At 37.1% G+C, this 14,224-nt stretch carries 12 protein-coding genes; 4 read left to right on the top strand and 8 right to left on the bottom strand.

Going from position 1 to position 14,224, the window contains the following annotated elements:
- Positions 1-28 precede the first annotated feature (28 nt).
- From IPK91_07765 to IPK91_07755, 3 genes are all read right to left on the bottom strand, one after another.
- Positions 29-1,378 (bottom strand): NAD(P)-binding domain-containing protein, encoded by a 1,350-nt coding sequence (locus tag IPK91_07765; protein ID MBK8297160.1) that lies wholly within the window; start codon positions 1,376-1,378, stop codon positions 29-31.
- Positions 1,366-2,235, bottom strand: coding sequence for a hypothetical protein (locus tag IPK91_07760; protein MBK8297159.1), 870 nt, complete (start codon positions 2,233-2,235; stop codon positions 1,366-1,368). Before IPK91_07760 ends, IPK91_07765 begins: the two co-directional genes overlap by 13 nt.
- A 225-nt stretch (positions 2,236-2,460) precedes the next feature.
- Entirely contained in the window at positions 2,461-4,590 is a 2,130-nt protein-coding gene (locus IPK91_07755) for an elongation factor G (GenBank protein ID MBK8297158.1), read from the bottom strand.
- A 503-nt stretch (positions 4,591-5,093) separates the two neighbouring features.
- Here IPK91_07755 and rplU point away from each other — a divergent pair.
- Together rplU and rpmA are read left to right on the top strand one after the other, a co-directional pair.
- Positions 5,094-5,405: a 50S ribosomal protein L21 gene (gene rplU / locus IPK91_07750; GenBank protein MBK8297157.1), complete on the top strand. Its 312-nt coding sequence runs from the start codon at positions 5,094-5,096 to the stop codon at positions 5,403-5,405.
- A gap of 19 nt (positions 5,406-5,424) precedes the next feature.
- A complete protein-coding gene (gene rpmA / locus IPK91_07745; protein ID MBK8297156.1) occupies positions 5,425-5,673 on the top strand; it encodes a 50S ribosomal protein L27 in 249 nt (82 codons plus the stop codon).
- Between the two features lie 43 nt (positions 5,674-5,716).
- Here the strand turns inward: rpmA and IPK91_07740 are convergent, their stop codons facing one another.
- From IPK91_07740 to IPK91_07730, 3 genes are read right to left on the bottom strand one after another with little or no spacing between them, the layout of a single operon-like run.
- Entirely contained in the window at positions 5,717-6,439 is a 723-nt protein-coding gene (locus IPK91_07740) for a tetratricopeptide repeat protein (GenBank protein MBK8297155.1), read from the bottom strand.
- On the bottom strand, positions 6,436-8,244 hold the full coding sequence (locus IPK91_07735) for a hypothetical protein (protein MBK8297154.1): 1,809 nt from the start codon (positions 8,242-8,244) through the stop codon (positions 6,436-6,438). The genes IPK91_07740 and IPK91_07735 overlap by 4 nt, the downstream gene beginning before the upstream one ends.
- Entirely contained in the window at positions 8,241-9,389 is a 1,149-nt protein-coding gene (locus IPK91_07730; protein ID MBK8297153.1) for an FAD-binding oxidoreductase, read from the bottom strand. Before IPK91_07730 ends, IPK91_07735 begins: the two co-directional genes overlap by 4 nt.
- 98 nt (positions 9,390-9,487) lie before the next feature.
- Here IPK91_07730 and IPK91_07725 point away from each other — a divergent pair, with 98 nt between their 5' ends.
- Together IPK91_07725 and IPK91_07720 are read left to right on the top strand one after the other, a co-directional pair.
- Positions 9,488-9,922 carry a DUF4293 domain-containing protein gene (locus tag IPK91_07725; protein MBK8297152.1) on the top strand — a complete coding sequence of 145 codons (435 nt, stop codon included), beginning with the start codon at positions 9,488-9,490 and terminating at the stop codon, positions 9,920-9,922.
- A 16-nt stretch (positions 9,923-9,938) separates the two neighbouring features.
- Positions 9,939-10,544, top strand: a complete 606-nt coding sequence (locus IPK91_07720) for a TIGR04282 family arsenosugar biosynthesis glycosyltransferase (protein ID MBK8297151.1) — start codon at positions 9,939-9,941, stop codon at positions 10,542-10,544.
- 634 nt (positions 10,545-11,178) lie between these two features.
- Here the strand turns inward: IPK91_07720 and IPK91_07715 are convergent.
- Both IPK91_07715 and IPK91_07710 read right to left on the bottom strand, forming a co-directional pair.
- Positions 11,179-12,597, bottom strand: a complete 1,419-nt coding sequence (locus IPK91_07715) for an MBL fold metallo-hydrolase (GenBank protein ID MBK8297150.1) — start codon at positions 12,595-12,597, stop codon at positions 11,179-11,181.
- On the bottom strand, positions 12,594-14,120 hold the full coding sequence (locus IPK91_07710; protein ID MBK8297149.1) for a glutamate--tRNA ligase: 1,527 nt from the start codon (positions 14,118-14,120) through the stop codon (positions 12,594-12,596). Before IPK91_07710 ends, IPK91_07715 begins: the two co-directional genes overlap by 4 nt.
- Between the last annotated feature and the right edge of the window lie 104 nt (positions 14,121-14,224).

The following is a 14,224-nucleotide window of genomic DNA, read 5'->3' as shown; positions in this document are numbered from 1 at the left end:
GCCAGCTTGGTAAATGAAACTTATTTCTTCAAGAATGTTTTAAAAGCGTATAACCAAATCGTTTACTAATTTGAATTCCTGCTTTTTCTAAAAATTGGGTGGGTAACTCACCTCCGGCAAAAATGTAAATTAAATCGTTTTCAATTTGTTCTAAGCCTTCTTTGTTCTCGGTTTTTAGCAAAATGTGAGTTGTTTCAATAGAATGTATGGTTGAATTAAACCGAACATCAATTTTAGAAAGAGTAATTGCTTCCTTAATTTTTTCATTATTTTTTGGCTTTATTCTTCCAAAAGAATCTCCTCTATAGGAAAGCAATACTTCATTTTGTTCAGCCAATGAAAGGGCTGCTTCAATTGCAGAATCTCCACCTCCAACAACTATTATTTTTTTATTGAAAATGTTTTCTGGTTCCAGCAATCTATATGCTACTTTTTCTAATTGTTCACCAGGTACATTTAGTTTTCTTGGACTGCCTCTTCGCCCAATAGCCAATACTATTTTTTCAGTTTGGAAATTTTCACCGGTGTTGGTTGTGACAATAAATTGCTCGTCTTTGTAAGCGATGGATTCAACTTTGGTATTCTCTTTTATTTTAATATTATTTTCAGAAAGTACTTTGATCCAGAGGTCCAATAATTCTGATTTACTTGTATCACGTAATTGAATTTTGCCAAACAAAGGTAAATGCATAGGAGCAGTCATTACAATTTTAGTACGGGGAAACGTAAACACAGTTCCCCCTAAACTATCTTGTTCGAGTGTAATAAATTTGAGATTGTGTTTTTTAGCATTTAATGAAGCTGCAATGCCTGCAGGTCCGGCTCCTATTATTATTAAATCAAATTGCGGATTGTTTTTATTAAAACCGACCTTTGCCATGTTTTCTACCGCATTTTTTCCTTGCTCTACACTGTTTTTAATCAAGCCCATGCCACCCAATTCACCTGCTATATAGATTCCAGGTACATTGCTTTCAAAATTTTGATTTACATGCGGTAAATCGACTCCTCGTTTTTCAGTTCCGATTCTTAATGTAATGGCTTCAACCGGACACGCATGAAAACAAGCACCGTGACCAATGCATTGAGATGCATTTACAAGTGTTGCTCTTCCATTTACAATTCCGATTATATCTTTTTCAGGACAAGCAGTCAGGCAGGCGCCTGTTTTAATGCATGAATTGGTATCGATGACTGGATGTAACGAAACGGGTTCAAACAATCCCTCTTCCTTTGCTTTAATTATTTTTGCCTCAAAATGTTTTGATTGTTTTTGCTGCTTACGGATGTAAAAGAAAATAATTGTAAAGCAAACAACGGCCACGGAGCCATAAATTATTAATTCTTCGAGGATGAGTTCAGAAATTAAAAGATCCATCGGTAACCAAAGCTTAAGGTAATCGCAACATGGATAATTAAAATAATTGCCATAATCAAAGCAAATGGTAAATGTGCAACGTGCCAATATTTAAAAAGCTTTTGCATAGTTAGCAAACGTTCAATTTTATGATTCAGGCTTATTTCATTTTTTATCATAGAAAGTATCGATTGCTGCGTTTCTTTTTTAATATTACTATGCTTTAAAGCAGCTCTAAGTTTTTTAATGGTTTGATAATCTTGTTTGCGTTTAGTCAACCATTTTTTAAACATCGAATCATTTGAAATTGTGTTTTCTTGTTTTAGCGTTTGAAGGATATTTAAATAGGTGGATTCATCTAAAGAGTCCATTTCTTTTAAGTTTGTTTTTAAATCTCCTTTCAAATCTTTTACTTCATTTAAACTTAATTCTCGGCCTTCAATGGTTCTTGGAATTTGTATATATATAAAGCGACCTATTATCCCGCTGACGACAACGGCAATCATACTCCAAAAGCTAACAGAAACGATGCCACCAAACTTAAACGCAGTATGAAATAAAATCAATATAGGCCCTAGTGAACATAGAAAAATATGAAACTCCAACCAATATTTTAATCGTCCCAAGCCACTAAGAAATCGATATTTTTTTCTGGCAATGTAAGAAAATACACCAATCGTTATAAGCAGCGTTCCCACAATCCCATAGCCATGACCAAATGGGCCACTGGGCTTGAGGTTTGTATGGTCCTCATGAAAAAAACGATCTACTATTGGCGTTTGGTAATAACTTATGCCCTTATAGGTCAACCAGATCAGAACAAACACATTGATTCCAACTAAGGTCGAAATGTATATTTTATGGGTCGTTTTGTTCATATTTAAACAATGAAGGTATAAATTGGCTGGTATTGTTTGCGCCAAATGATTCGCTGATCCATGAGATATAGCAGACAGACAAGGAATATAAGAAGATGAATCCAATCAGTAATTTTTTGAAATTCATCTTAAAATTTATTCAGCGCATGCATCAAATTTACTTATCTGGTAATAAACCAGTACGTTTTTCAGATTCAAAAGCATTTGCAATGGATCGCAAATAAGTTAGTCTTCATGTTCTTTTGATACCGCTTTATATTCTGCAATCAACTTTTGTTGAATATCTGGAGTAGCCGGAGCATATTCTAAAAAATGCATGCTGAATTTTGCTTTACCCTGGGTCATCGAACGCAAGCTGGAAGAGTAATTATGCATTTCTGCTAAAGGAACTTTTGCTTTAATTTTTTTGTAATGACCTTCAGAATCCATTCCTAAAATGATGGCACGACGTGTTTGTAAATCACCCATTATGTCACCCATGGCTTCATCCCCACAAAGTATTTCCAATTCATAAACAGGTTCAAGAATCTGAGCGCCAGCTTCGTGAAAGGCTTCTTTAAACGCCATAGTACCTGCTATCTGAAAAGCCATGTCGTTGCTGTCTACCGGGTGCATTTTTCCATCAAATACCGAAACCCGGATGTCTGTACAATAGGATCCGGTCAGTGGACCTTCAATCATTTTATTCATCACCCCTTTTTTGATAGCAGAGGAAAACTTTGTGTCAATCGACCCTCCAACGATGCACCATAAGAAAGATAATTTTCCACCCCAACTCAATTCTTCTGCATCGCGATGTCTGACATTTAATCCTGCAGGATCTGGCATTCCTTCATGAAATGGCTCGACCCGCATATAGACCTCAGCAAATTGTCCGGCACCACCCGATTGTTTTTTATGGCGGTAACTGGTATCCGATGCTTTGGTTATGGTTTCGAGGTAAGGAATTTTTGGTTTTAAATAATCAATATGCAAGCCATGAAGTTTTTCAATGCGGTACTTTAATAAATCCATGTGCAACTGACCCTGTCCATGTAATAAGTTTTGCTTAAGTCTTTGGGATTGTTCTAATACTAAAGTTGGATCTTCTTCCTGTAATTCATGGATGGCTTTAATCAATTTTTCAAGATCATTTTTATTTTCTGTTGATATTGCAGCTCGCGTTCTTGGTTCCGGAAATGGGATGGGTTCTACTTCTGCATCATGTCCTTTTACACTTAAGGTATTGTTGGTATGACTGTCTTTTAATTTAACAACAACACCTAAATCTCCTGCAACCAACTCATTAACCGCTTCACGGTTTTTACCATTGGAAACATAAATTTGATTTAACCGTTCGTATCCACGATTGGCATTATTATTTAATTCATCACCTGTTTTAACTTTTCCGGAAAATACTTTGAAATAGGAAACCCGTCCAACTTTAGGTTCACTCATCGTTTTATAGATGAACAGCGTTGTTGGTCCTGAGGCATCCACTTTTAATTCCCCATTTTTAAGTTTGGCATTGGGTCTATCGGCAGGAGAAGGACACACATCATTTATAAATCCCATGATTCTACCACTCCCCATATTTTTTATAGCTGAACAACAAAAAACAGGAAATAAACTTTGATGAGCGATCCCTTTCCGGAGTCCATCTGCCAATTCAGATTCATCCAGATTGCCGGTTTCAAAAAAATGTTCCATTAAAGTATCATCATTTTCTGCTGCCGCTTCTACAATTGCGGTATGCATTTCCTGAGCTCTGGCTTTTTCAGATTCAGGTATTTCTTTTTTAACCGGTTTGCCTCCATCAGCTGGAAATTCATACATCACCATGCGCAATGCATCGATGATGGCATTAAAATTTTTACCTGGATTTAGTGGATATTGAAATGCAATGAGTTTATTTCCAAAACGAGCTTTGGCTTGTTCCAGTGACGTATCAAAATCAGCTTTTTCATGATCGCATTGATTGATTACAAACATTGCCGGTAAGTGAAATTTTTCTACATATTCCCATATTAATTCTGTTCCGACTTCCACACCGTGCGAACCATTAATCGTCATAATTCCCAAGTCAGCTACTTTCATAGATGATAATATTTCACCTACAAAATCATCAGAGCCAGGCGTGTCAATGATATTTATTTTAGAATCCTTCCAGCTTACGTGCATGAGTTTGCTAAACAAACTCGATTTGCGTTCTTGTTCGATATCCGAAAAATCAGATACGGTATTACCGGCATCAATGGTACCGCGACGCGTAATGGCTTTGGCTTCGTAAAGCATGCTTTCTATCAGGCTGGTTTTTCCGCTATGCGAATGGCCCAGCAAGACGACATTCCTGATGTGTTTGGGATCCTGGCTCATAAAAGCAATGTTTTTATTGGTTAAGAATAGTTGCTACAAGTTATCTGTATTGAAATTATTTGCAAATGATTTCCGAATATTAATTTTAGATTAAAAGCAAATTATTGTTTACCAATAAACTATATATATAAACTAATATGTATTTCAATGCAAAAACTTAAAAGCTTTGTTGGATGGGATTCGAAGTTTTCTTATTAATCCATCATGGGGTGTACAAGCGGCTAGGTGTTCAATAATGACAATTTTCAACAAACGATTTGATTTAATTGTGAAACACCCGGTGCTTTTTTCAAAGCGGGTCCGCATCAAAATTTCAACTGATTAAGCATCAAGCGGATCGGTACTTAGCCTGTAAAATGGAATTAAATAGATTTAAAACATTGATAATGAATAAGATATACTAATTCGAGGCCGCCATAATTCTTATTCATATTTTTTCAATAAAAACCCTTTTTTTCACTAAAAGATAGTATTTTTGCAGTCCAATTTTAAAGACCTTAGTCATGATCGCAGTGGTTAATATAGCAGGGCAACAATTTAAAGTCAGTAAAGGCCAAAAATTGTATGTTCACCGTCAGGAAGCCGAAACAGGCAGTCAAGTAAATTTTGATCAGGTATTGATGCTGATTAATGGCGAACAAACAACCATTGGAATGCCCAACATTGCAGGTGCAAGCATTTCTGCTAAAGTGTTAGATCATATCAAAGGCGACAAAGTAATTGTGTTTAAAAAGAAGCGGAGAAAAGGCTATGAAAAAAAGAATGGCCACCGTCAATGTTTTACACAAATTCAGGTTGAATCCATCCAAATTTAATTCGATAAAATTTTAAGCCATGGCACATAAGAAAGGGGAAGGTAGTACAAGTAACGGTCGCGATAGTAATAGCAAACGATTGGGCGTAAAATTATTTGGAGGTCAGGAAGCAATTCCCGGTAACATCATCGTGCGCCAACGGGGAACAAAATATCACCCAGGTATTAATGTAGGTGTTGGAAAAGATTTTACATTATTTGCTCTTAAAGCAGGTGTAGTTACTTTTAAAAAGACCCGCGAAGATCGCAACGTCGTACACGTTCTCTAAACCGTTTTTCTTCTTATTTATTTATTTATTGAATACCCTGGAGTTATAGAATAACCCGTACTCCTTTATTTAATTCAATCCAACCAAAGTCTAATTCTGTGGTTTGAACTTTAATCCACCCCTGGATCTGATCTTTTATTTGCAAATAGAGCCCGGCTTTCAAATCATCCTTTTTACTACTGCCCGGATCGGGTGATAGATACAATGGACTTGCCTGTAATAATACAAATCCATTCTGTTTATTTCGAATCGAGTCTCGGTGTACCGCCAACAACAAGGAAATGAACGCAAACAACAATACTAAGCGGATCGATTGAAGTGACAATGGCATTTTGTCTTTGAATAAATAGCCCGCAATCCCTATAGAAACCGCCAAAACAAAAAGCATAAACCAATGAAATGCTTGCAAGCTTAATAAGATGGATTTATAAATCTTGAAAAGTATAAATTCGGGAAATTCAAATGTTTCGATCCCTGCTGCAGACTCGGCGATTTTTAAATTTTTAATACATGCTGCACAATTTGGATCCCACTTCAAAGCTTTTCGGTAATACAGGATCGCTTGTGGATACTCTTTTAAACCAGTGTACGTATTCCCAATATTATAATAGAGATCTGCTCCTCGCATTCCATTAGCAAGAAGCTGATTCCATTCAGTTAGCGCTGTATTATAATCTTTAGTCTTATATGCCTGAATCGCTTTATCAACTTGAGAACAACAAATTGTCGGTGCTAAGAACAATAAATAAAGAGCCAGGCGTTTCATTTGGATTCCTTTTTAATAATTTCCTCTAATGATTGTGGTTTTTCCTTATTCCTGGGATTAAATCCATCCAGAAATTTTTTACGCCCATCTTGTAAAGGCAACATATTTCCTTTTGGTTTTGTAAAAAAATCGATGAATTCAATCTTTTCATCTGCATTAAAATTCAATCTCATGCTGCTGCATTGAATAAAATTGGTTCCTATAAATCCTTTTTCATCATCTTTTATAAAATAGACAGATTCTGCATTGCCTTGCACATCCATGTAATTGATTTTCTTCAGTTCAAAATGTGCTTGAATGTCTCTCCCTTTCAATTGGTTCTCAAGATTAGTAAAATCATGATTGATAATAAATGCTTTTTGTTTTAAAAAAATATCCTTGAGTGATTTTCCGGATAAAAGCATGTGAATCGTATCACCTGTAAATTGAGTCGTATCAGACCACAATACAGGCTTCTCAAATAAATAAAATGTGGAATCTTTTCCAGAAAAAAACAAGGAATCGCATAAGCCTTGCAATCGCGGACTCCAAATTTTTACCTTTCCCCAGGCATACAAAACCTGAAAACTATCAGTACCCGATTGCAATCTTTCTGAAAACAAACTGTCTGCTGATAAATACAAACTGTCGCTGTTGAAATCTGAGGCAATATAAGGCCTGTGGCTTGCACCAAGTGCCCGATATTTGTAATTGGTTTTACTATAAATAAATGTATCACACACGATGGTATACCCGCTGCTGGTATCTTTAACAGAAACACCGCCACTGGCTTGACCCAGATCTTTAACTCCGTCATATTTTAATTGCAGGGCTTCAATGGTTCTACCGCTTTCTGTAACACTGGTTTTTCCGGAAACATTGAGCGATTTACTTTTTCGATTGTATTCGATTAGATTTCCAGTAAGCAATCGTTCGCCTTCTTTATAACTCGCATTCCGAAACGGCTTTACGTCTTGGGTAATTTCGTTAATTACAATGCTATCGGCTCGCGCTTCTTGTTTTGCATCGCGAATGTATCCATCATGAACCAAGGTGATTGTATTTTTAATTGCATCGTGGTAAATATCACGTGCATCTGCAATTTGATTGCCCCGACGATATCTTGGATAATTTCCAAAATAGGATTGTTGCAATTCAACATTGTAATACCCTTTTTCACAATAGATTTCTAAACTGTCTTGTTCAATTAATGTGGGACCGGTAAATCGAACCAATTTAGTTTTTGTTTCATAAACCAGGGAATCGGATAACAAATTCAAACTGTCATTCAATAAAACGATTACACTGTCTTTAAAATAAGCCGTGCCAGTTTTCGCAAAGTAATATCCCCGATTGCTTTTAAGTCGTGCGTTTTCAGATATTAAAATTCCTTTTGTTGGGTATCGTGCAACCCGTGATTTCAAGTCATAGTTCAGTATGCTGGTAAACAACTCCTGGTCCCGGTGTTTCAATACAATGTTTCCAATAAAATCTGCCAGCGATAATTCACCATCATATTTAAGACTGTCACCAAAAATTTGTAAACTATCTCCTTCTACGATCCGCACATGCCCCATCGCAGTCATTTTATTTCCATCTATGATTGCTGAATCACACAAGAGATAAGTCGCTTTGTGTCGTACCAATACATCATGGGATAAATATTGAATTTCTCTGCCACCAAATCGCTCAAATTGAAATACATCCGCATGAATAACTTGGATCTTATTTGAACTTGTGTCAACTTGAGATTGCGCATGCAATGAAAAACATGCCAGGCAGGATAACAGAAAATACCTGATGATTCTTAAGTAGGATTGGCTCATGCGAATGGTTCCTTTTTGAGCAGAAAGTCTGCAGCTTCTTCACCAACCAGACTGCCGATTGCAACTCCCATTCCACCCAATCGAACGGCCACATAAATATTTTGAGCTAGTTGTTTAATAATTGGTTTTTTTACTTCTCCTAAACCCAGTATACCAGACCATTGTTCAACCACGTTCAATTTTTGTCCGGGAAGAATGTACTGACTTACTAAATCAATAAGATACATTTTAATTGTTTCATTAATTCCAAAAGCATCGGTGGATTCTGTTTTAAAATCCAAATTACGACCCCCTCCAATTAAGAGCTTTCCATCTAATTCGCGGAAATAGACATATCCGCAATTTATGTGAAAACAGCCTCTAAATGGGATCATCTTTTCAGCTTCTATAAGCAAGACGGAATTTCTGGCTGGATTTACTTCCAACTCCGGAAAAAATCGTTTTGCAAAACCATTAACGCAAAAAAGCAATTGTTTCGCATGAAATCGGAAGGCATCTTCCAATTCTATTTCAACAGCTTCTTCCCGGCTTTGCCAGGACTTGATGCCAATTCCATGAATTAATTTACCACCTTTCGATCGAAATAACTCCTGTAAGGTATGGATCATCCACATGGGATTGATGCAAGATTCATGTTCATTTGCAATCAAAGACTCAAAGCGATTTAATCCCCAGGCTTCCAGGTCTTCATTTTTAAACCGGTAATAGGTTTTTAATCCGGTTTGATGCTCAATTTCCTGATTTAGATAGTCTAATTCTTTTTGACCCACCTGGATGCGACTCAATTCAGGGTGGATTAATTCGTAGCCTCCATAAGGTTTCAGATCCAGCGCAGTCGGCCCGGTCCGTTGGATGAGCTTCTGAATGCCTTGAAAACGCCTGTTAAATAGATGGAATACCTGTTCAGCATTGGTTTTACTCAGATCGTCCAATAGTTCAGAAGGACTGCCAAAACAGGCAAAACCAGCATTTTTTGTACTCGCTCCTAATGGCAGGTAGTTCTGTTCCACAATTAAAACCCGCAAATGAGCTTGTTTCTCTAACAAAGAAATACCCGTACTCAAGCCAACAATGCCACCCCCAATGATGACGACATCAGTATTTTTAAAGTAAAACGAATTTTCCCAATAGCTTAAATGAGGCATATAGACGGTTTGGAATTTGGCAAAATTAACAGGAAACGGCCAGTATTTTTTGTGTGCTAATGGCCAATTCTAGCTATTTTTCGGCCAAAATCTAAGTGATGATACAACGAATTCAAAGTATTTATATGTTTTTGGCAGCCATTTGTTTTGCGGCCTTGTGGTTTCCATCTATGATTTTAATGACTTCACAAAACCCGGGAGAAGCTTATTTTTCTGATTCCACATTTTATGCAAATGAAAGTATGCTGATTCAGATAGGTTCAGGGGTTTCTGCTTTGATGGCATTGATATCGGTTTTCTTGTACAAAGAACGGGGGATGCAAATCATTTTAGCAGCCGTTTCCAGTTTAATGCATATGTTATTTTGTATTGGCGCCTGTTTCTGGAGTGTTTTTAAATATCAGAAGTTGGCTGAATTTATTCCCGCCAATGGCATGTATTTTAGTATGGCCGGCATCGTGCTCGTCTGGTTGGCTGTAAGAGCCATCCGTCGGGACCAGGACCTGGTAAAATCTATGGATCGTCTGCGCTAACCATTCATCAAGCTGTTTGTCTAGTCTCGCTGCTCTAATTGTATTTATCAAAAATCCTGTGTTAGGACAGGTGAAGACCCGCATTGCAAAAACTGCCGGCGATGAAATGGCTTTACAAATTTATTTGCAATTGCAGGAGCTAACTCGAAAGCAGTGCATTATTTACCAGGGTCCAAAGTTTTTATTTTACAGTGATTATATCCATACAGACGATGCATGGGATTCCAGTTTGTTTAATAAAAAATTACAATCCGGAAACGATCTCGGCTTACGAATGAAACATGCTTTCCGTGAATTATTTCAACAACACAAAAAAGTTATAATAATTGGCAGTGATTGTCCCTATCTAAAAACAGCTCACCTTGAAGCCGCAAGTGTACTTTTAGAAACCTACGATTGTGTAATTGGTCCTGCAAAAGATGGTGGTTATTATTTACTTGGATTGAACAGTTTGCAAGCACGTTTATTTCAAGATAAAAATTGGAGTAGTGCGACGGTATTGTATGAAAGCCTTTTAGATTTAAAACAATTAAATCTTTCTTATAAAATGCTGGAAGTTCTTGAGGATATCGATACCCTTGAATCTTGGAACCGATTTTTGGAAAGTGATAATCGAATTTAAGAAATACTGCAATGTGAGGAAGAGTCTATAGAAAGGAAGTCTATAGTCTGTAGGAAATTCTGCAATAATCTATCTATAGCAACAATTTACCGACGGCGTCCCCGCCGAGGTTAGAGGGGATATGCTTAAGGAATTGAAGCAGTGGATCGATGCTGCAATTCTACAATCCTGCAATGGTTTAATGTGAGGAAGAGTCTGTAGAAAGGAAGAATCCATGTAATAAAATAAGGCTTAGTTTAGGGTTGAAAATTCTCAATTTAATAATCAACTTAAAACCAAGCCTATGACAAATTTACAAGTTAAGGTCGATTTCACAGACCAAATTATTTATGTCGGTTTAGACATTCATTTAAAAAGTCTATAGTCTGTAGGAAATTCTGCAATCATCTATCTATAACAACAAGTTACCGACGGCGTCCCCGCCGAGGTTAGATCGGGCGGGCTGCAATCTTGCAATCTTGCAATGCTACAATGCTTATCAACTATCAACTAACAACTGTCAACTAATTTAATTTCTCGCAGAGTCGCAAAGAAGAAAAGAAGAAAAGAAGAAAGGAGGAAAAGAGGAAAACAAGCAACTTCCTACTCTCAACTATCACCTACCAACAACCAACTACCACCTACCACCAATCACCTATACACTAAACTCCTGTTTAAACTCCGGAATTTCAATTCCATTAAATCCTTTTTTGATGAGAAAATTTTTATAAGCGATCTGTGTTTCATATTCACCATGAACCAAAAATAGTTTTTTACAAGTACTGTTTTGATTGCTTAGAAAATCACTCATTTCTTTTTGGTCGCCGTGTGCAGAAAAGGAATCCATGATTTCAATTTGGGCATTTACTTGTTTGACGTCTCCTAGTAACTTGATTTCAGTGGCACCGCGTTGCAATTGTCCGCCGGGAGTATAAGGAGCACAGTAGCCAACCAATAAAATGGTGTTGTTTGGATTTTCAATGTTGTTGTAAACGTGATGCTGGATGCGGCCTGCATTTAACATGCCTGCAGCAGATATTATAATGGCTGGTTCCTTACTGCTGTTTAGTTTTTTTGATTCGCGAACATCTACAATATAACTCAGTCGTTTAAATCCAAATGGATCAGGATCTTTTACAATGTAACGATGCAATTCATCATCAAAACATTCTGAATGTGCTTTGAAAATATCAGTAGCATTTACAGCCAATGGACTGTCAACATAAACCGGTAGGTTGTTTAATTTACCTTCATTGACGAGTTGATCTAAAATAAAAACCAACTCTTGCGTTCTGCCTAAACTAAATGCAGGGATGATAACTTTGCCACGTCTTTCAAAACAGGTTTGATTTACGATTTCCATAAAGCGTGCTTTTTCAGCAGGCTTTTCTAAATGCAGTTTATCTCCATAAGTAGATTCTGAAATGATGACATCCGCAGGCCACATGTCTTGTGGATCCCGTAAGATAGGTCGGTTGGGCCTTCCAATATCACCGGTAAATGCAATGCGCATTTCATCCCCTCCGGTATTGATTACCAAATTGACACTGGCAGATCCTAAAATATGTCCGGCATCTGTAAATACCAATTTAACTCCTTTAACCAATTCAATCCAACGGTCATAAGAAACTGAAACAAAAAGTTTCATGGCTTGTGCCACATCGGCTGCATTGTAAATGGGTTTTACTTTTGTGTATTTAAAATTCGGATTGCGCTGTTTCTTTCGTTCAAGATGCTTGTTGTCAAACTCGGCATCGCGTTCCTGGATATGGGCTGTATCCATCAACATGATGGATGCCAGATCGCGTGTTGCATGTGTACAATATATGTTTCCCCGAAAGCCATCTTTTACAAGTTTTGGAATCCGACCGCAATGATCAATATGTGCATGTGATAAAATCAATAAATCGATTTCTGCTGGTTGAAAAGGCCAGGTGGCGTTGATCGTATCATCGTCTTCACGCCTTCCTTGAAACATTCCACAATCCAATAAGATTTTAAACCCATTGTCTAAGGTAAGTAAATGACAGGAGCCGGTAACTTCCCGGGATGCACCGCAAAATTTTAATTTCATATGCTTTGATTAATGGGCATTTGTTTAATAAACAAATTTATTTTTTGAATTAATTTAGTTTTTCCCTGAAAGGCAATCATTTTAAATACATCCGGTCCGGTTGGGATTCCAGTCATACATACCCGCAATAATGGAAATAATTCTCCGGCTTTGATCTGTTGGTTTTTAATAAATTCTTTCAATTCAGATTCAATCGGTTCAGCTTGCCAATCGATTTGATTTTCTAAAAAGCCAATTACCTTGTTAAGTATACTTGAAAATTCCGGTTTTAGTTTGCTTTGTATAAATTGTGAATCATATACAAGTTGTTCTTTGAAAAATGCATGGGATTGTTCATAAAATTCTTTAAAAAAATGAATCCTGTCTTTGTACAATTTACAAATCGTATTTGCTTCTTCTATTGAAATTTCTTGATCTTGCATTTTATAATCATGAAGGATTCGATGGACACATGCTTCATCACTTTTTCGATGCATGTATTGTTGATTAAACCATTTGCCTTTTTCAAAATCAAAACGTGCCCCTGATTTAACAATCTTTTCAATAGAAAATGCCTGGATCATTTCATCAAGTGTAAAAATTTCTTGATCCGTTCCATCATTCCAACCTAAAAATGCTAAAAAATTGAGTAATGCATCGGGTTCGAATCCATATTCACGAAACCCTTGATACGTTTCGCCTTCTGCTGTTTTCCAATCAATAGGAAATACCGGAAATCCAAATTGGGCACCATCCCGTTTAGAAAGTTTGCCATTACCCGTTGGTTTTAATATTAATGGCAGGTGCGCAAATTCAGGCATCTGATCGGTCCATCCAAATGCTTGATACAACAACACGTGATGTGCTGTTGAAGACAACCATTCTTCACCTCGAATGACGTGTGTGATTTGCATTAAATAATCGTCTACCACATTGGCCATATGATAGGTTGGCATGCCGTCTGATTTTATCAGCACCTTGTCATCCAAATCCACCGTATGAAATCTTACGGAACCCCTCACCAAATCTTGAATCAGTACATCTTCATTGGCAGGTACTTTTAATCGGATAACATACGGAGTATTGTTTGCCAACAACTCTTTACATTCTTCACTAGATAGATTCAGAGAATTCCGCATCTTAAGGCGGGTATTAAAATCATATTTTTGGTTTCCCCCATTAGAAGCTCTGAGTTCATTTAATTCGGCTTCTGTATCAAAAGCATAATAGGCTTCTCCGGCATCGATGAGCTGTTGTGCATGCTTCCAATAAAGATCTTTGCGCTCTGATTGTCGATATGGCCCAAATTCACCTCCAAAACCCGGTCCTTCATCCGGAATCAAGCCTACCCATTTAAGGCATTCGATGATATAAGCTTCTGCTCCTTCAACATATCTCCCCTGATCGGTGTCTTCAACCCTAAGGATAAATGTCCCGCCTTGTTGTTTTGCAAACAAATAATTGTACAATGCGGTTCGGATTCCGCCAATATGAAGCGGTCCGGTTGGACTGGGAGCAAATCGTAAGCGGACAGTTCGAAGCATATTGGTATGAATGTGTTTTGCAAATATCCAAAGTCCTTTTCAAAATAAGACCTAAAATCAGGGGATTTAGAATATAAGGTATTGTTAATCACTAAAATATTCCT

The sequence above is a fragment of the Saprospiraceae bacterium genome (assembly GCA_016712145.1).
Taxonomy (GTDB): domain Bacteria; phylum Bacteroidota; class Bacteroidia; order Chitinophagales; family Saprospiraceae; genus Vicinibacter.
The sequence above is the reverse complement of the archived record's forward strand: the minus strand, read 5'-3'. Positions and strand labels throughout refer to the sequence as shown.